Source organism: Acetobacter estunensis, from assembly GCF_011516945.1.
Classification (GTDB): domain Bacteria; phylum Pseudomonadota; class Alphaproteobacteria; order Acetobacterales; family Acetobacteraceae; genus Acetobacter; species Acetobacter estunensis.
Map to the genome: position 1 here is coordinate 16,340 of NZ_WOTH01000020.1, position 18,068 is coordinate 34,407.

Genomic DNA, 18,068 nt, shown 5'->3' on the forward strand with positions numbered 1-18,068 from the left:
TGTCCGACGAAGGTGAGGTTGGAAAGACCTTGCCCGATGTTGGAGAAGCGGAGGAGGCGGACGAGAAGGGGCCGTTGCGGCGTTGCGTGGTGACGCGCGAGCACGATCGGCCGGAAAGGATGCTGCGTTTTGTCGTAGCGCCAGACCGGCAGGTCGTCCCTGATCTGGATGCGCGTCTGCCCGGACGGGGAATATGGTTGAGTGCACGGCGAGATGTGCTAGAAACCGCTCGGACACGTGGAGCCTTTGCACGGGCTGCCCGTGGACAGGTGGTCATCCCTCCAGATCTGGCACATCTGATTGAAACCGGACTTCTGCGCCGTGTGCGGGAGACTCTGGGGCTGGCGCGTCGCGCCGGACAGGTTGTGTGTGGGTATGCCAAGGTGCGTGAGTGGATTGTGGCTGGGAAAGCCGGTCTAGTCGTGCAGGCATCGGATGGAAGCGCGGACGAGTGTCGGCGTCTTTTGTCCGGTGCAAGGGACATCCCGGTGGTCTCCCCGCTGATGGCGGAGGCGCTGGGCGAAGTATTCGGTCGCGAGCGATGTGTGCATGCGGCGTTGCGGTCCGGGGCTCTGGCCTCGCGGCTGTGGCATGAAAGTAAACGTTTTGCGGGGATGACCGACGTGTCTGCCCTGCGGACGCCGGGGTTTTCCGGTGATCGGGTTGAACAGGCGGATAGATGAGCGAAGGCAACGATCAGGATCAGGGTAAGGGGCGGCTGTCCCTGCGGCCAGCAGGCCGTTCGGAGGTAGGACACACGGTCGATGCTGGCTCCGTGCGTCAGAGCTTCAGCCATGGTCGTTCGAAGGTGGTCCAGGTCGAGGTCCGCAAGAATCGACGGCCGGGTCCGAGTGCGCCCAAGGCTGGCGTGCCGGGTGGGGCGCGCGGCCCGCGTGGCGCCAAGCGTGGATTGACGGATGCGGAAATCGCGGTTCGTCAGCGCGTTCTGGAGCAGCAGCGCAAGGAAGCGGCCCTGCGTGAAGCGCAGCGCATCGAGCAGGAGAATATCCGTATTCTTTCGGCGGCTGAAGAAGCCCGTCGCAAGGAAGAGGAAGAGCGTCGTGCCGCCGAGGAGGCTGAGCGCGCCGAGGCGGAAGCCCGTGCCCGCAAGGCCGAGGAGCAGCCCCCGCTGAAGCCAGCTGCTCCCAAGGTGGAAGAGCGTGGGCCGGTTGTGTCCGATAAGCCGATTCCCGGCACGGTCACGCTTGCACCGCCTCCGGGTCGCCTGCGTCCGCTGGCGGAACGTGCGATCATGCCCACGAAGCCGCTGGTGCAGACGCGTCCGGCACCGGCTGCCGCAGCTACGCCTGCGGCGGGGGAAACCCTTCGTCTGCGCGGTGGACGTGAAGGCGGCGAGGAAGAGCGTCGTCCGCCACGTCGTGGCGCGCCAGCGCAGCCGCGTCGTACGCCGGGCGGTGTGAAGAAGGATCAGAACCGTCGTTCCGGTCGCATTGACGTGCAGGCCGCGATTGAGGGGGATGACGATAAGACACGTTCTCTCGCTTCGGTGCGCCGTCAGCGTGAACGTGAGCGTCGTCAGGCCGAGCTTGAGCGTCTGCGGACCGATCAGGTGCGTGTCGTGCGCGATGTCGTGCTGCCTGAGAGCATCACCGTTCAGGAACTGGCCAATCGTATGGCGGCCCGCCAGGGAGAGGTCATCAAGGCGCTCATGAAAATGGGTGTGATGGCGACCGTAACCCAGACGATCGACGCCGATACGGCGGAACTGGTGGTTGAGGAGTTCGGTCACCGCGTGCGCCGCGTTGCGGAAAGCGACGTGGAAATCGGCATCGAAGGTGTCGAGGACAAGGAAGAGGATCTGCGGTCGCGTCCGCCGGTCGTGACCGTCATGGGTCACGTCGATCACGGCAAGACCTCGCTGCTCGATGCTCTGCGTACTACGGACGTGGCAACGGGTGAGGCCGGTGGCATCACCCAGCATATCGGCGCCTATCAGGTGACGCTGGCGTCTGGTGCGAAGATCACCTTCATCGACACACCGGGCCATGAAGCCTTTACGGCCATGCGTGCCCGCGGTGCGTCCATGACCGACGTGGTGGTGCTGGTCGTTGCGGCCGATGACGGCGTGATGCCGCAGACGGCTGAAGCCATCAAGCACGCCAAGGCGGCCAATGCGCCGATCATTGTGGCGATCAACAAGATCGACAAGCCGGGAGCAAATCCGGATCGTGTGCGTCAGGATCTTCTGAGCCACGAAATCGTGGTCGAGTCGATGGGTGGCGATGTTCAGGATGTGGAAGTGTCCGCCCTGAAGAAGACGAATCTCGACAAGCTGGAAGAGGCTATTCTTCTGCAGGCCGAGATTCTGGATCTCAAGGCGAATCCCGATCGTCCGGCGGAAGGTGCTGTTATCGAGGGCCGACTGGATCGTGGTCGTGGCGCTGTGTCCACGGTGCTGGTCCAGAAGGGCACGCTCCGTAAAGGCGACATCGTTGTCGCCGGCGCCGAGTGGGGCCGTGTCCGTGCACTGGTCGATGATCGCAATCGTCAGCTTTCGGAGGCGCTGCCGTCCACCCCGGTCGAGGTGCTCGGTATCGGTGGAGTGCCGGAGGCGGGTTCGTCCTTCGTGGTGGTGGAAAACGAGAACCGCGCTCGCGAGATCTCGGAATTCCGTCAGCGCAAGATCAAGGAGCACACGGCGGCCGGCCAGACAGCCGCGCGTGGCACGCTTGACCAGATGCTGGCCCGTATTCAGGCGGGTGAGCAGAAGCAGGTTGCGGTCCTTATCAAGGCGGACGTGCAGGGATCGGCCGAGGCGATCAAGGCGACAGTCGAGAAGCTCTCCCATGAGGAAGTGGCGGTTCGGGTGCTCAACGCTTCGGTGGGTCAGATCACGGAAAGTGATGTGCAGCTTGCCAAGGCATCCGACGGGCTCATCATCGCCTTTAATGTCCGCGCCACGGCGCAGGCCCGGGCGATGGCGCAGCGTGACGGTGTCGAGATCCGCTACTACTCAATCATCTACCAGGTGGCGGATGATGTGGAGCAACTGGTCAAGGGCAAGATCGCGCCGAAGCATCGCGAGAAGTTCCTCGGTTACGCCGAGATCCGGCAGGTCTTCAACATTACGAAGGTCGGCAAGGTCGCGGGCTGTTACGTCACCGAAGGCGTGGTCAAGCGTGGCTGTGGCGTGCGTCTGCTGCGTGACGGCGTGGTCATTCATGAGGGTGAACTCAGCCAGCTCAAGCGCTTCAAGGACGACGTCAAGGAAGTGGCGCGCGGTTATGAGTGCGGTCTCTCCTTCGCAGGCTACAATGACCTGCGAGAAGGTGACGTGGTCGAGTGCTTCGAGATGGAAGTCATCCCGGCATGAGTCGCGGCTCACACCGGAAAGATGGAAAGGGGCCGGCGGGGCGACTCGCCGGCCTTTCCACAGGCGGACCGTCACAGCGCCAGTTGCGCGTAGCGGAAGAAGTGCGGCGTGTTCTGGCGGAAGTATTCGCGCGCGCGGACTTTCGTGACCCGGAACTGGCGGGCGTGTCCATCACCGTGACGGAAGTGCGCATCTCTCCCGATCTCAAGCATGCGACGGCCTTTGTCGCCTGTCTGGGACGGACGGATGTGGAAAGCCTGCTTCCCGCGCTCAAGCGGGTGGCGCCATGGCTGCGCACCCAACTGGCGCATACTTTGCGCCTGCGGGTGGCTCCAGAACTGCATTTCCAGCCCGATACGGCACTGGATTACGCAATGGAAGTGGATGCGCTGCTCAAGCGTCCTGAGGTCCAGCGTGATCTGGACGACCACGAAGACGAATAGAAACCAAAAAGGCCCGGCTCTCTTGCGAGACCGGGCCTTTTTTCTGGTGAATTTTGAAAAGAGGCGCTTGCGGTCGGGCAAGCGCCTCTTTTTGTGGATCAGCCGTCGATCTGGCTGAAGTCGGCAATCAGGCGTGTCATACGCACCAGTTCGGACAACAGCTTCAGACGATTGGCGCGCACGGCGCTGTCGTCTGCGTTTACCGTCACTTTCTCAAAGAACGTATCCAGCACGGGACGGAGGCTGGCGGCTTCTTTCATGGCATCGACAAAGCGTTCGCCAGCAAACGCGGCCTCAACCTGCGGAATGACGCGGTTCAGGGCTTCCGCCAGAGCCACTTCTTCCGGCTGTGTGTAGAGTGCCGGATCGGGTGTACCTTCGTGCGGACCGTCTTTCTTGTCCTCGATCCGAAGGATGTTGGCAGCACGCTTCGTGGCGGCGAGAAGGTTTTTGCCGTCTTCGGTCGCCAGCATCTCGGCCAAGGCATCCGTGCGGGCCAGCAGGCGCACGATGTCGCTGTCGGTGTTGCCAACGGACACGGCGGCCAGCACGTCATGACGTGCGCCTTCGCTGCGAAGCTGCACGCGCAGACGTTCAGCGATGAAGGCGGGCAGAAGGTCGAGATCCGGCGCATTACGCAGAGCCTCGGGCAATGCTTCGGACGCTTTGACGAACAGAGCCACCAGATCCAGCCGCAATCCGTTTTTGCGGATGATGTTGATGATGCCCAGAGCCGCGCGGCGCAGGCCATAGGGATCGCCGGACCCGCTTGGTTTTGCACCGATGGCGAAGAACGCCGTCAGCATGTCGAAGCGGTCCGCCAGAGCCAGCGCCACGGAGGTGGGGGCCGTTGGCACCGTGTCGGACGGTCCTTTGGGCTGATACTGCTCGGCAATGGCGATGCTGACGTCCTCAGCCTCTCGGTCGTGACGGGCATAGTAGCCGCCCATGACACCCTGAAGCTCGGGGAACTCTCCCACCATGCCGGTGGAGAGATCGGCCTTTGCCAGAAGAGCCGCGCGTGCGGCGTGCGTCGGATCAGCGCCGACCATCGGGGCGAGGATTTCGGCCATCCGCACGATGCGGCGCACACGCTCGCCCTGCGTGCCGAGATCGGCGTGGAAGATCACGCGGTCGAGATCGGCCACGCGGGATTCCAGCGTGCGCTTGCGGTCGAGATCCCAGAAGTGGCGGGCATCTTCGAAGCGGGCGCGGAGCACGCGCTCATTGCCCGCGATCACCTGAACACCACCATCGGTGGGGTCGATATTGGCCACGAAGGCAAAACGCGGCGCTGCGGTTCCGTCGCTGTTGCGCAGCGCGAAGTAGCGCTGGTTCACGCGCATGGACACCTGCATCACTTCCGCAGGGAGTTCCATGAACCGCTCATCAATGCGGCCCAGCATGGGAACGGGCCATTCCACGAGACCCGCGACTTCCTCCACCAGCCCCGGATCGGTGACGATGCTCAGCCCTTCCTCGCGGGCCATGCTGTCGATACCGTGCACGATGGTCTGGCGGCGCTCGGCGGCGTCGATCATCACGCGGCGTTCGCGCAAGCCATCCCGCCAGGTATCGAAGTCCTTCACGGCGAACGGCTCGGCGCAGGTGTTGCCGGCTGGGAAGAAGCGATGTCCCTCGGTCAGATTGCCACTGGCCAGCCCATGTCCATTGTCTGGAACGCCGCCTTCTTCGGTGGCAAGGGAGAAGGGCACCACGCTGCTGTCAAGCAGGCAGAGAATACGGCGCAGCGGGCGCACCCATGTGAAAGCGCTCCCCACGCCCCAGCGCATGGATTTCGGCCACGGAAAACCGCGCAGCAAAGCGGGCATGATTTCGGCAATGCGCACGGTCGCCGAGATGGCAGGCGTTTTGCGCTCCAGCACCCAGAAGCCGTTCTTGAGCGTCAGCTCGTCGCGTGTCGCGCCATGCTTGCGCATGAAGCCTTCGAGGGCTTTTTCCGGTGCGCTTTCACGCGGACCGCGTTCCTCAATGGTGGCGGCCGGGACTTCATCATTGACGCCACAGGTCAGGGCGATGCGGCGGGGACCGGTGAAGGTTTTCACATCGCGCGGATCAAGCGGCGCAAGCGCCTTGAGGAGCAGGCGGGCAAGGTCTTCCCCTGCGGCTTCCTGCATCCGGGCCGGGATTTCTTCGGACAAGAGTTCGATCAGCAGGTCGGCCATGGATCAGCCCTTCGCCTTCTTCGCGGTGGTTTCGCCGGCCAGCCATGTTTCGCAGCACAGCTTGGCCAGTGTGCGGACGCGGCCGATATAGGAGGCGCGCTCGCTCACGCTGATGACGCCACGCGCATCCAGCAGATTGAAGAGATGGCTGGCTTTCAGACACTGATCATACGCAGGCTGCGCCACGCCGGCTTCGGCCAGAGCCACGGACTCACGCTCGGCGTCCGTGAAGTGACGGAGCAGCATATCGGTGTTGGCCAGCTCGAAATTGTGCCGTGAGTAATCCTGTTCGGCGCGCAGGAACACGTCGCCATAGGTCAGGCCTGCGTCATTGAAGGCAAGGTCATAGACGTTCTCGACGCCCTGCACATACATCGCCAGCCGCTCAAGACCGTAGGTCAGTTCGGTGGAGGGCATAGACACGGGGATGCCGCCGACCTGCTGGAAGTAGGTGAACTGCGTCACCTCCATGCCGTCGCACCAGACTTCCCAGCCAAGACCCCATGCGCCGATGGTGGGATTTTCCCAGTCATCTTCCACGAAACGGATGTCGTGCAGATCGGGGTCGATGCCGATTGCGCGGTAGCTTTCCAGAAGGAGTTGCTGGCTTTCTTCCGGCGTTGGCTTCAGCAGCACCTGATACTGGTAATAGTGCTGCAGGCGATTGGGGTTTTCGCCATAGCGGCCATCGGCGGGGCGGCGGGATGGCTGCACATAGGCGGCCTTCCACGGCGTGTCGCCCAGCGCGCGCAGGGTGGTGTGCGGAGAGAGCGTGCCCGCGCCGATTTCCAGATCGTAGGGCTGGAGGATGGCGCACCCTTGGGCCGACCAGAAGCGATGAAGGGTCAGGATCAGATCCTGAAACGAGAGAGGTTTGCCGTCAGGGCGAGGGGCCGCCGGGTCCATGGGATGAACAGTCTCCGCTGAGATGCAGGGGCGGGCACCATACAGCGCCCCTTTCCTGACGGAAAGGAACAAGCCTGATCTCGCGCGGCATGGCAGGTTGCCCGCGAAAACTTGTGCAGCGCATGACTTGCGCGGGAGAGTGTTGCGGCCCACGAAACGGTGAACCGATGACGGACAGGGAACAGGCGATTTGAAACGTTTCTTCAACACGCGCGAGACCGTGGTCACAGACTCCCTTGATGGATTGTTGCGTTCGTCCATGGGGCGTCACCTGTGCCGTCTGGACGGCTATCCCGAGATCAAGGTGGTTCTGCGACGCGAGCGCGATCCATCCCGGGTGGCCGTGGTGTCGGGTGGTGGGTGCGGGCATGAACCGGCCCATGCAGGATTCGTGGGCGAGGGCATGCTGGATGCTGCCGTCTGTGGGTCGATCTTTGCCTCTCCGGGTGTGGACGCGATTCTGGCCGGTATCCTTGCTGTTACAGGGGAGGCGGGCTGCCTGCTTGTCATCAAGAGCTACACTGGAGACCGGCTGAACTTCGCGTTGGCGGCCGAGCAGGCGCGGGGCATGGGTCTGGCGGTTGAGACGGTTGTAGTGGGCGATGACACGGCGCTGCCGGACGCGCGCTATCCGCGTGGGCTGGCGGGAACGGTTCTTGTCCAGAAGGTCGCGGGTCATGCGGCCCGCAGCGGCGCGTCTCTGGCTGAGGTGGCGCGGCAGGCACGGGACGCGGCAAAGCAGTTGGCCTCCATCGGTCTCTCACTGACGGATTGCTGTGCCTACGACCCACACGGGACCACGCGACTGGCCGATGACGAAGGCGAACTGGGGCTGGGCATTCATGGCGAGCCGGGTGCGCGTCGGATCAATGTGGCGGGTGCGGATGTGCTGATGCAGCAGGCGGCGGATACGCTGGAAACCGCGCTGCCTCTCAGTGGTGGTGCGCGATATGCCCTGCTTCTGAACATGCTGGGAGCGGTGCCTCCCATTGAGCAGACGCTGCTGCTCGAATCATTTTCTCGTACGACACTGGCGCAGAAAGTCGATCTGGTGATCGGTCCGGCCCCCATGATGACGGCGCTGGACATGAACGGTTTCTCACTTACGCTTCTGGCACTCACCAACGAGTTGCGGGTTGCGCTGGAATCGCCTGTGGAGCCGCGGGCCTGGCCGGGCACAGCATGCTTTGCCGAACCGGATGTCCGTCCGCTGCCCGCCATGCCGGAGACATTTCCCTATCCGCCATCCTCACAACCGCAGCTTGAAGCGCTGATCCGTGTGGGTGCCGAGACGCTGATCGCCAATGCCGACAGCCTGAACAAGCTGGATGCGCAGATTGGCGATGGTGACGCAGGTTCGACCTTTGCCGAAGCCGCGCGGGAGATCCTCGCGGCTCTACCGCGTTTGCCGCTGGCAGTGCCGAAAGAACTCTGCACCACGTTGGGAGCGGTGCTGGCGCGTCATGCGGGTGGCTCCAGTGGCGTGCTGCTGTCCATCATGCTGTCGGCGGCTGGGCGTAGCGACAAGCCGTGGGGGCAGGCCTTGGTGGAGGGGCTGGATGCCATGCGGCGGCACGGGGGCGCCAATCCGGGGGATCGGACGATGGTGGACGCTCTGGTTCCGGCTCTTGATGCTTTCGCAAAGGGTGGTTCGCTGGGAGATGCAGCGGGGGCGGCCCGCAAGGGAGCGGATGCGACACGCAGCATGGGCGAAGCCCGGGCGGGACGTGCGTCCTACGTGCCGGGCGAGCGTCTGGCGGATGTGCCGGACCCCGGAGCGGAGGCGATTGCCCGGATGCTGGAGGCCATGGCGCGCTCGATTTCGCAGATATGAGGAGAAAAGAAAGATGAGCCGCGAGTCAGTCGAGGCGTGGTTGCGCGAACATGCGCCGGACGTGCTGATCATCGAGCAGGGAGCGAGCACGGCCACTGTGGCGGAGGCTGCCGAAACACTCGGCGTGCAGGAGGGGCAGATCGCCAAGACGCTCGCCATTCGTGTTGGGGATGAGCGCGTGCTGGTGGTGATGGCTGGCGATGCGCGGCTCGATAACCGCAAGACGAAGGAAGCGTTTGGCGCGCGTCCCCATATGCTCTCGGCGGAAGATGCTTTGGAATTGACGAGTCACCCCGTTGGGGGCGTTTGCCCGTTCGGGCTGCCCGGTTCTGTGCCGGTTTATTGTGACCTGTCGCTCAGACAGTTCGAAGACGTATGGCCCGCTGCGGGTTCCCGCACGGCATCCGTGAAATTGCCGCCTGCGCGGTTGGCCGAACTGGTCGGCGCGACATGGGTGGATGTCGCGCAAGGCTGAAGACGTCAGGGTTTCTGGAGGTCGGCAAACAGTTTGCGCATCTTGGCGACCTTCGGACCGACCACGGCCTGACAATATCCCGTGTCAGGATTGCGGGCGTAATAGTCCTCATGTTTGGCTTCGGCAGGCCAGAAGACCGGCAGCGGTTCGATCTGTGTCACCAGTGGAGCGCCCCAGACATCGGCCTGCGTGAACTCGTCACGCACGGCCTCAGCGATACTTTCCTGTTCGGGCGATGTCGTGAAGATGACCGAGCGATATTGTGTGCCCACATCGTTGCCCTGCCGGTTCAGCGTGGTGGGATCGTGCAGTGTGAAGAACACCTGAAGGATCTGGCGGCAGGTTATGACAGCCGGGTCGAAGACGACTTCCACGACCTCCGCATGACCGGTCTGGCCGGAGCAGACCTGTTCATAGGTGGGACGGGCTGTGGTGCCGCCCGCGTAGCCCGAGCGGACTGACAACACGCCGCGCAGGCTGCGATAGACGGCTTCGACGCACCAGAAGCAGCCGCCGCCCAGCACAATGGTTTCGGATGAGGTCATAAGTGGGGCCTTCCCTGATGAAATGTGTTCAGGACATGAACGCATCATGGGAAGGCCGGTGCGGGAAGACAACAGCCTTCCCGCGCAGTGTTGATCAGGACAGCCGAGCGAGAGCGGCCTGAAGACGGTCGCGTTCACCCTGCTGTGTCACAAGGCGCTCACGCGTTTCTTCCACCACGTCCGGCTTGCCTCGGGCGATGAAGTCCGGATTACCGAGTTTGCGCTCGGTTTTCGTGATTTCACCTTCGGCCTTGGCCAGTTCTTTCGTCAGACGCGCACGTTCCACATCGAGGTCGATCAGATCGGCCAATGGCAGCACCAGCGTGGCTTCATCCACAACGGTCTGCGCCGATCCACGCGGCACTTCACCGGTCAGAGCATCGATTTCGGACACGCGTGCCATGCGACCGATCGTCTCCTGCCAGTTCTTGGCGCGTTCCACTGTGACGGGAGACGCATCCTTGAGCAGCACGGGCGAGAGACGGGAGGGCGGTACGTTCATTTCCGAACGCACGGTGCGGATTTCGGAGATGAAGCGCGTCAGCCAGTCGATCTCGCTGATGGCGGCCTCCGCTCCGGGCACGGAGACGGGTTTCGGCCATGCAGCGTTGATCAGCGTGCCTTCCGCACCGAAGCCGAATTCGTGCCAGAGTGTATCGGTGACGAAAGGCATGACGGGCTGGAGCAAGCGCAGGATAGTCTCCAGCACCCATGCCGTGACACCGCGCATCTCAGCGGCAGCGGCTGCGTCTTCACCCGAGAAGACGGGTTTGACCAGTTCGAGATACCAGTCGCAGAAACGATTCCACACAAAGCGGTAGCAGGTCCCCGCATACTCATCGAAGCGGAAGTTCTCCAGCGCCTGAGTGGCGTCGTCGATGGCTTTCGAGGTCTCAAAGATGATCCAGCGCCCCAGAGGGGAGGTCACTTTCGAAGGATCGAAGTCGGGCGTGGCCTTCACGCCGTTCATTTCGCAGAAGCGTGCGGCATTCCACAGTTTGGTGACGAAGGCGCGGTAATCTTCCACGCGCTTGGCCCCGAACTTGAGGTCGCGGCCCACGCCGGTCAGCGCGCAGATGGTGAAGCGGGCAGCGTCCGCGCCATATTTGTCGAGCAGGTCGAGCGGGTCGATGCCGTTGCCCTTGCTCTTGGACATCTTCTGGCCGCGCTCATCACGGACGAGACCGTGGATGAAGACGGTGCGGAACGGCACCTTTTTCATGAAGTGCAGGCCCATCATCATCATCCGGGCAACCCAGAAGAAGATGATGTCGAAGCCTGTCACCAGCACGTCAGTCGGATAATAGCGGGCGAGTTCAGGTGTCTTGTCCGGCCATCCAAGGGTGGAGAACGGCCACAATGCGGAGGAGAACCACGTGTCGAGCACGTCCTCGTCCTGTGTCAGATCCACGGCCTTGCCGTAATGGGCGGTGGCCTGCGCGGTGACGTCATTCTCGTCCTTGCCGACGAAGACGGTGCCGTCCGGGCCATACCATGCCGGGATACGGTGCCCCCACCAGAGCTGACGGGAGATGCACCACGGCTGGATGTTGCGCATCCATGCGAAGAAGGTGTTCTCCCACTGCTTGGGAACGAAGGTGACGTCACCCTTCTCCACAGCTTCGATAGCCGGCCCGGCCAGCGTGGCGGCGTCGCAATACCACTGTGTGGTCAGGCGCGGCTCGACCACGGCACCACCGCGCTCGGCATGCGGCACCTGAAGTGTATGCGGCTCGATCTTTTCGAGGATTTCGAGGCGTTCCAGTTCGGCCACGATGGCCTTGCGGGCGTCCTCGCGTGACAGACCTTCGAGGGAACGGACAAAGGCTGGATCGGCCAGACCTTCGACGGTGTGCAGATCGTCTGCGATCTCTTCGAGCGTGACGGCGGCGGCTTCATCCAGAATGGAGAGCATGGGCAGATTGTGCCGCTTGCCGACCTCAAAGTCGTTGAAATCATGCGCTGGCGTGATCTTGACCGCGCCTGTGCCTTTTTCGGGATCGGAATAGGTATCGGCCACGATGGGAATGCGGCGCCCGGTCAGGGGCAGGATGATGTTGCGCCCCACCAGCGCCTTGTAACGCTCATCGTCGGGATGCACGGCGACGGCCGTGTCGCCCAGCATGGTCTCCGGTCGGGTCGTGGCGACAGTCAGCGTGAGGTTGCCTTCGCCTTCCACCGGGTAGCGGATGTGCCACATATGGCCGCGCGTTTCCTTGTTCTCCACCTCAAGATCCGAGATGGCGGTACGGAAATGCGGGTCCCAGTTTACGAGACGTCGATCACGGTAGATCAACTTTTCGCGGTAAAGCGTGACGAAAACTTCGCGGACGGCTTTGGACAGGCCATCATCCATCGTGAAGCGTTCGCGGGACCAGTCGAGAGACGCGCCGAGGCGGCGGAGCTGGCGGGTGATGCCGTTGCCGGACTCCGCCTTCCATTTCCACACGCGCTCAAGAAAAGCTTCGCGGCCCAACTCCTTGCGGCTGGTGTTTTCGCCGGCAAGCTGACGTTCCACCACGAGCTGGGTCGCGATACCGGCATGATCGGTGCCCGGCTGCCACAGCGTGTCACGCCCCTGCATCCGCCGCCAGCGGATCAGGGTGTCCTGCAACGTCATGGTAAGCGCGTGCCCCATATGGAGCGTGCCGGTGACGTTGGGGGGCGGAATCATGATGGTGAAGGGCGTGCCGCCGGACTGCGGATCGGCAGCGAACCGGCCTTCGTTTTCCCATGTTTCGTAAAGCTGGGTCTCGACCTCTTGGGGCTGAAACGTCTTGCTGAGCATGGTCTCTTCACCGAATGATTCTGCGTGGGGAACAAACGAAAGACGCAGCGCGGGTTTGCGCTGCGTCTTCCTGAAGGCTCTGGTCTGGGAACGGGGCAGCCTGCCCAGCATGCGAGATGGTGGGCAGGTTGCTCCTGATGACCTTAGCGGTCGCTCAGACGCTCGATTTCCTTCTGAACTGCCTGCTGGACAATGCTCGACAGGTGCTGGTCAAGCCATTCCTTGAGGAATGCCCGGACTTCGTCACGGACAATATCCTCGATCGTCAGGTTTCCACCGCGCGTGATAGCCACTCGTCTCTCCCTGTGTTCAACAGCGTGTTTACGGCGCAGGATCTGCTGGAGTGCGCCAAAAGAATGTTCCGTAGCGCCCACGGTCTGTTTGTCCAGAGGAATCTGAACAGGCTCGGGGGCTTCGGTCGTTGTGTCCGGCAGATTGCTGTCTTCGCTCATCATCAGTTCCGATCGCGTGGTCGTTGCGTGTTGTGGCTGTTCTGCCGGAGAGACAGGGGGGTGTGCAACCGCTTCTTCGGAAGAAGTGGGCTGCTCGACCTTGGCCGGAGGAGGGGTTTCCTCATGCGATTCGATGGGGTGAGCTTCTTCAGATGCTGGCTCCGGCTCCGGCTCTACAGGAGCGGGCTCAGAAGAGGACTCAACCGCGACAGGCTCCACATGCTCGGGCTCTGGGGTGGAAGCCGGTTCGACGGAAGGTGACTCCATGGCAGGTATCGGTTCTTCATGAGCCTCTTCTGCGGGAGCCTGTTCCGGCTCGGAGTGTGCTTCGGCGGCTGGTGATGGGGTTTCCTCAACCGCCACGGGCCCAGTCGATTCGGCTGGCGCAGGTGTTTCAACAGGCGCTGGCTCAGTCGGGGCCTGGCTGTGAGACGGTTCTTCCTGTGGTGTCGGCGTATGCGTGTCCGGCACATGATGGGGAGCGGAGTCGTCAGCCAGCATGGACGAATCGAGAACCAGAACGCTGTCGTCCTCTTCCTCGTGCGCCGATGGGAGTTCAGGATGCGCTTCGGCTGCCGTTTCTTCAATCGGCTGGGCGTCTTTACCTTCCTGCAGGATGCGACGGATGGACGAGAGGACCGATTCGACCGATCCGTTTTCCCCTGTCTCGCCGTGGCTTTCTGTCATGCAACACCCCTTTGTCTTGTCACGTATGCCATGCCTTTAGCGGCCGGGCTGATCGAGTGCATAATCGTTGAGGCCCCACAGCCTGTCCTTGACGGCTTCATAGTAGGCCTTCTCATTGTACAGCGGCACATTGAGATGAAGATCGAGAGCCGTGAGGCGACCGATGGCCGACGCCACATTATAGGAAGCGGTGACCATGTTGCTCAGGCTCTGCACAAGCGCCACCTGCGCCTGAAGCAGGGTGCTCTGCTGCTGCAGAACTTCCAGTGTGGTGCTTGTGCCCACGATGGCCTGTCGCTCCACACCGTCAAGAGCGACCATGCCCGCCTGGATGGCGGCGCGGTTACTGGCAATAGCGGCGCGATAGGACACCAGACGCTGCCAGTTCGAGGCAGCGGCCTGCGCTGCGGTGCGACGCTGAACATCGACGGCCCGTCGTGCGGCCATGGCCTGCTGTTTCGCCTGCCGGACGCCAGAATATTCGGAGCCACCCTGATAGATGGGCACGCTCAGATTCAGCGTGGCGTATTTGTTGACGTCCTGCTGATCGTTCAACTGCTGGTTGATGGCGCGGGAATAGGCCGCTGTCGCGGACAGGGTCGGCATAAGTGCTGCCATGGCGACGGCGACGGCATCTTTCTGCGAAGCTTCGGTGAAAAGCGCGCTGATGACGTCAGGGTTGTTTTTTACGGCCAGAGCGACGGCTTCCGTCTGGGACTTGACCGGAAGCACCAAGGGTTGAGGCGGCACCAGATTGGGCGGAGGCGCCATGCCGACAATCTGCATGTAGGTGGCCTGCGCGGTCTGAAGCGTTCCTTCTGACTGCTGGCGTGTGGCCTTGGCGCTGGCATAGGCCGCTTCGGCCTGTGCCACGTCCGTGCGCGTAATTTCGCCTACATGGAAGCGCTCATTGGTGGCTTTGAGCTGCTGCTCAAGCACATGCTCGTTGTTGATGTTGAGCTGGAGAAGCTGCTCGTCCTCGATCACACCGACATAGGCATTCACGACATCCATGAACACCTGCTGTTCCGTCGAGACCAGCTTGGCGCGTTCGGCCATCACCTGATTGACGGCCTGATGTGTCTTGGCCGTTGTCTTGCCGCCGCTGTAAATCGGCTGGGTGATGGAGACCATCGCGTCGTAACCGAAGGTACTGTATTTGCGATTATATCCGACTTTCTTGCCGCTGGTCGGATCGGTCTCACCTTCGTAGTTGTTGTAGCCCTTATAATAACTGGGATCGAACTGACCCTGAATGGTCGGATGCCAGCCCGCCAGCGCAGTCGGCACATTCTCATCCGTTGCGCGGAGAGTGGCACGTTCCTGCTGGAGCGTGGGATTTGTGAGATAGGCAGCGGAGAGGGCTTCCTGCAACGTGTGAGGAATGAAACTCGGCTCGCCGCTACCGTCATATTTCTGGGCCAGCGCTGTCGAGCTGTACAGCGCGGCTGCAAGCCCCAGCCCCAGACCACAGGAATATTTCATGGAAATTCTCTCAGTCGCTGCTCGGCTCCGCAGGACACGGAACACAGTCGGTAGGGCTTATGCCATGCGTTTTGTGGTTTTTCCACCATTCACGTTAACGGAAGGTTTCAAACCTCTCATGTGCCGGTCTTAAAAAACAAAGGCGGGAGCCGGAGCAAAAGCGGGTAGAACCGGGGCTGCGGCATCAAAGAAGCGACGTATTGCCCATCCGTCTTCCTTGTCATGATGGGCAAGAAAAGCGGACGACGTGCCATCTTCCGGCTGCAATACACCTGCTACGCGGCCTTGCGGAGCAAGTTGCGCAGCGCAGAAAGCGGGAATGTCAGGGACGGCGCCCTCAAAGAAAATAAGATCGAACGGAGCCTCGCCGGGGGCTCCCTCTGTAAGCGAGCCCTGACGCCACGCGACGGCTGGAGCGGCGTGGGCAGTGTAGAGTTGGCCGGCGGCAGCAAGCAGCGGATCGGATTCCAGAGCGGTGACCTGCGCTTCCAGCGCGGCCACCAGAGAAGCGAGATAGCCCATGCCCGCGCCTACAATCAGCACACGTTCTCCCGGTTCGATATGAGCCATCTGCGTCAGTCGGGCGAGAACCATGGGCTGGAGAAGAAAACGGCCATTTCCCAGTGGAAGTGAACGATCAGCATAGGCAAAGCGGCGTTGGTCTTCCGGCACCGCGAGTTCGCGTGGGAGTTCACGCATGGCGGCGACGATGCGTGGATCGTTCACTTCGACAGGGCGGATCTGGTCATCGACCATGATCTGCCGGGCCTCCGCGAAATCGGCGGAAGTGGGAACGGAGAGGGAATTGGTCTGGGGCATCGTCTGGGTCCGCATAGCTGGTGAAGCCGCATCGCCGGAAGGGACGCGAGAGGTTCGGCGGACAGGATCGCAGCTTGAGGAAAAGCGTCAACCTGTGGATCGATAAGAGTTGCGCGAGCGGTGGCTTGACCTGAAAGAAAAGGCAGGCGATATGACGCCCACTCCGGATGAGGTCCGGTGGCAGAATGGTGATGCAGCGGACTGCAAATCCGCGTACGTGGGTTCGATTCCCGCCCGGACCTCCAATCTGGCCTTTATAGGCCGGAAATCTCCGATCAGTTTTCCTGTGACAACTTGACCGCAAGTGCCGATGCCGCGCCGAACAGGCCCGGTTCGGGGTGATCGATCATGCGCACCGGTATGCGGCGCATCATGGATTCGAAGCGGCCCTTCGCGACGAAGCGGGCACCGAAATCGGAGGTTGGCAGGATACTGGTCAGGCGTTTTCCTAAGCCTCCGGCGACGACCAGTCCTGTTGCACCATGCGCCAGAGCCATGTCGCCTGCAAACGAGCCCAGAGCCTGACAGAAACGTTCCATCCCATGAACCGCGATCCGGTCGTGGCCTTCCAGCGCCATGGTCCATATCTGCTTGTCCGAGAGGCTACGTGGGGTTTCACCCATGTCGTCGGAAATCTGCGCGCAGATGGGAATGATTCCCGGTCCTGAAATGACCCGCTCTGCGGAAACGCGGCCATGAACCGCGCGCAGACGCTCCAGCAGCCGATCTTCAAACGTGTCGCAGGGTGCAAAACCAATATGTCCTCCCTCCGCTCCGCAGATCAGGGTCGGACCGTTTTCCTGCCGCACGATTGCGGCTGTACCCAGACCGGTGCCCGGTCCAATGACAAGAATGGTTCCCACCATGGGGAGGGGGCGATCGGGTCCGCAAAGAGGTGGCAGATGATCGGTGTCGAGACCGGCTACGGCGTGGGCGACGGCTTCGAAATCGTTCAGCAGGAGCGGAGGATCGATGTCGAGCTGGCCCGGAAGTTCGGCCCGCACAAGGCTCCATGGATTGTTGGCCATGATGAGCACTTCGCCACGCGCCGGGCAGGCCAGCGCAATCGAGGCCCGGTGCGGCAGAGGTTTTCCGATGTGACGTGCGAAGGCCGTCCAGGCATCCTGCAACGTCTCATGATCTGCCACAGCGACGGTGAAGGGGGTATCGAGTTGATGCACGCAGCCGTTTCCGACACGGGCAAGGGTAAAACGGGCATGGGTTCCGCCGATATCTGCGGCGATGATCTCCTGCATGGGTCCTGTTCTCCGATTGTCCGTGTCAGGCGGTCGGTTTCTGGTCGGCGTCGATCCGCGCCATGATGCGGTCCCGCAGGGGGCGTGGTGTCAGGCGGTCGATAAGCCGCAGAACGCGGAACGGCCATGGGAAGACACATTCCCCCTGATTGCGCGCAATGGCGGCCATGATGTGGCGTGCGGCGCGGGCGGGGGAGACCAGAAAAGGGCGCGGTCCGATGATTCGCTGGCTCATGGGGGTGTCCACGAAGCCGGGCGCGACAAGGGTAACGCGCACACCGAGTGGAGCAAGGGCGATGCGCGCTGAACTGGCGAACCGCGCCAGACCGGCTTTCGAGCCGCCATAGCCTGCGGCGAAGGGAAGGTCATGAAAGGCCGCAACCGAGCCGATAAGACAGATCGCACCGCCGTTCCGTGCCTGCATCCGCTCGGCGGCAGCCATGGTGAGGGCGGCGGGCGTTGCGTAATTGACCAGCGCGAGGCGCAGCACGTCTTCGGCCCTTTCTGTACGATCGGCCTGACGCTTCATGTCCGACAGACCGGCACAAAGAATAACTGTGTCAAAAGGTGTCGAAGTGTCGTCCTCCCGGAAAGCGGTAATTGCGGCTTCTCCATCGGAAAGATCGAGTGCTCGCAGATGAGTGCGTGCTCCTCGTGCTTCGCAGGCCGCAGCCGTTGCCTGAAGCCGACTCTTGTCACGTCCCCAGAGTATCAGAGTGCAGCCGGGGCGGGCATAGCGCACGGCCAGTTCGTGTCCGATTCCCCCCGATGCTCCCGTGATGAGCACGCAGGCCGGAGTAACGCCGGCTGCATGACGGGGAGGGGGCGGAGGTCGGGATACGTTCCTGTTCACGTTGG

14 protein-coding genes and 1 tRNA gene are annotated in these 18,068 nt (G+C 62.3%); 6 read left to right on the top strand and 9 right to left on the bottom strand.

Features of this window, described 5'->3' with window-relative positions:
• Window positions 1-29: 29 nt before the first annotated feature.
• From GOB87_RS10195 to rbfA, 3 genes are read left to right on the top strand one after another with little or no spacing between them, the layout of a single operon-like run.
• On the top strand, window positions 30-683 hold the full coding sequence (locus GOB87_RS10195) for an RNA-binding protein (RefSeq protein ID WP_242006298.1): 654 nt from the start codon (window positions 30-32) through the stop codon (window positions 681-683).
• Entirely contained in the window at window positions 680-3,334 is a 2,655-nt protein-coding gene (gene infB / locus GOB87_RS10200) for a translation initiation factor IF-2 (protein WP_166316171.1), read from the top strand. Before GOB87_RS10195 ends, infB begins: the two co-directional genes overlap by 4 nt.
• Window positions 3,331-3,777 (top strand): 30S ribosome-binding factor RbfA, encoded by a 447-nt coding sequence (gene rbfA, locus GOB87_RS10205; RefSeq protein ID WP_166316174.1) that lies wholly within the window; start codon window positions 3,331-3,333, stop codon window positions 3,775-3,777. Before infB ends, rbfA begins: the two co-directional genes overlap by 4 nt.
• A gap of 98 nt (window positions 3,778-3,875) precedes the next feature.
• Here rbfA and glyS read toward each other — a convergent pair whose 3' ends face one another.
• Both glyS and GOB87_RS10215 read right to left on the bottom strand, forming a co-directional pair.
• Window positions 3,876-5,963, bottom strand: coding sequence for a glycine--tRNA ligase subunit beta (gene glyS, locus GOB87_RS10210; RefSeq protein WP_166316177.1), 2,088 nt, complete (start codon window positions 5,961-5,963; stop codon window positions 3,876-3,878).
• Between the two features lie 3 nt (window positions 5,964-5,966).
• Window positions 5,967-6,869 carry a glycine--tRNA ligase subunit alpha gene (locus GOB87_RS10215; protein ID WP_166316180.1) on the bottom strand — a complete coding sequence of 301 codons (903 nt, stop codon included), beginning with the start codon at window positions 6,867-6,869 and terminating at the stop codon, window positions 5,967-5,969.
• Window positions 6,870-7,059: 190 nt separating this feature from the next.
• On the opposite strand from GOB87_RS10215, the gene GOB87_RS10220 reads away from it, so the two are divergent.
• Window positions 7,060-8,703, top strand: a complete 1,644-nt coding sequence (locus GOB87_RS10220) for a dihydroxyacetone kinase subunit DhaK (RefSeq protein ID WP_194303316.1) — start codon at window positions 7,060-7,062, stop codon at window positions 8,701-8,703.
• A gap of 13 nt (window positions 8,704-8,716) precedes the next feature.
• Complete coding sequence (locus tag GOB87_RS10225) at window positions 8,717-9,178, top strand: YbaK/EbsC family protein (RefSeq protein WP_166316183.1); 462 nt, start codon at window positions 8,717-8,719, stop codon at window positions 9,176-9,178.
• A 5-nt stretch (window positions 9,179-9,183) separates the two neighbouring features.
• Here GOB87_RS10225 and msrA read toward each other — a convergent pair whose 3' ends face one another.
• The 5 genes from msrA to GOB87_RS10250 all read right to left on the bottom strand — a co-directional run bounded on the left by msrA (window position 9,184) and on the right by GOB87_RS10250 (window position 15,954).
• Entirely contained in the window at window positions 9,184-9,723 is a 540-nt protein-coding gene (gene msrA / locus GOB87_RS10230) for a peptide-methionine (S)-S-oxide reductase MsrA (protein ID WP_166316186.1), read from the bottom strand.
• 94 nt (window positions 9,724-9,817) lie between these two features.
• Complete coding sequence (locus tag GOB87_RS10235) at window positions 9,818-12,511, bottom strand: valine--tRNA ligase (protein WP_166316189.1); 2,694 nt, start codon at window positions 12,509-12,511, stop codon at window positions 9,818-9,820.
• Window positions 12,512-12,654: 143 nt separating this feature from the next.
• Complete coding sequence (locus tag GOB87_RS16825) at window positions 12,655-13,650, bottom strand: DUF2497 domain-containing protein (RefSeq protein ID WP_242006299.1); 996 nt, start codon at window positions 13,648-13,650, stop codon at window positions 12,655-12,657.
• Between the two features lie 36 nt (window positions 13,651-13,686).
• The gene (locus tag GOB87_RS10245) at window positions 13,687-15,135 is read right to left on the bottom strand and encodes a TolC family outer membrane protein (protein ID WP_166316192.1); all 1,449 of its coding nucleotides are present in this window, start codon (window positions 15,133-15,135) and stop codon (window positions 13,687-13,689) included.
• A gap of 129 nt (window positions 15,136-15,264) precedes the next feature.
• Window positions 15,265-15,954, bottom strand: a complete 690-nt coding sequence (locus tag GOB87_RS10250; RefSeq protein ID WP_242006300.1) for a protein-L-isoaspartate O-methyltransferase family protein — start codon at window positions 15,952-15,954, stop codon at window positions 15,265-15,267.
• A gap of 171 nt (window positions 15,955-16,125) precedes the next feature.
• Here GOB87_RS10250 and GOB87_RS10255 point away from each other — a divergent pair.
• A tRNA-Cys gene (locus GOB87_RS10255) sits at window positions 16,126-16,199 on the top strand.
• Between the two features lie 30 nt (window positions 16,200-16,229).
• Here GOB87_RS10255 and GOB87_RS10260 read toward each other — a convergent pair.
• Window positions 16,230-17,210 carry a glucokinase gene (locus tag GOB87_RS10260; RefSeq protein WP_166316197.1) on the bottom strand — a complete coding sequence of 327 codons (981 nt, stop codon included), beginning with the start codon at window positions 17,208-17,210 and terminating at the stop codon, window positions 16,230-16,232.
• 25 nt (window positions 17,211-17,235) lie between these two features.
• Window positions 17,236-17,997 carry an SDR family NAD(P)-dependent oxidoreductase gene (locus tag GOB87_RS10265; protein WP_264805187.1) on the bottom strand — a complete coding sequence of 254 codons (762 nt, stop codon included), beginning with the start codon at window positions 17,995-17,997 and terminating at the stop codon, window positions 17,236-17,238.
• Window positions 17,998-18,068 lie beyond the last annotated feature (71 nt).

Coding starts and splice junctions, on each gene's coding strand:
- infB (WP_166316171.1), top strand. CDS start 680: ATGAGCGAAGGCAACGATCAGGATCAGGGTAAGGGGCGGCTGTCCCTG.
- rbfA (WP_166316174.1), top strand. CDS start 3,331: ATGAGTCGCGGCTCACACCGGAAAGATGGAAAGGGGCCGGCGGGGCGA.
- glyS (WP_166316177.1), bottom strand. CDS start 5,963: ATGGCCGACCTGCTGATCGAACTCTTGTCCGAAGAAATCCCGGCCCGG.
- GOB87_RS10215 (WP_166316180.1), bottom strand. CDS start 6,869: ATGGACCCGGCGGCCCCTCGCCCTGACGGCAAACCTCTCTCGTTTCAG.
- GOB87_RS10225 (WP_166316183.1), top strand. CDS start 8,717: ATGAGCCGCGAGTCAGTCGAGGCGTGGTTGCGCGAACATGCGCCGGAC.
- msrA (WP_166316186.1), bottom strand. CDS start 9,723: ATGACCTCATCCGAAACCATTGTGCTGGGCGGCGGCTGCTTCTGGTGC.
- GOB87_RS10235 (WP_166316189.1), bottom strand. CDS start 12,511: ATGCTCAGCAAGACGTTTCAGCCCCAAGAGGTCGAGACCCAGCTTTAC.
- GOB87_RS16825 (WP_242006299.1), bottom strand. CDS start 13,650: ATGACAGAAAGCCACGGCGAGACAGGGGAAAACGGATCGGTCGAATCG.
- GOB87_RS10245 (WP_166316192.1), bottom strand. CDS start 15,135: ATGAAATATTCCTGTGGTCTGGGGCTGGGGCTTGCAGCCGCGCTGTAC.
- GOB87_RS10250 (WP_242006300.1), bottom strand. CDS start 15,954: ATGCCCCAGACCAATTCCCTCTCCGTTCCCACTTCCGCCGATTTCGCG.
- GOB87_RS10260 (WP_166316197.1), bottom strand. CDS start 17,210: ATGCAGGAGATCATCGCCGCAGATATCGGCGGAACCCATGCCCGTTTT.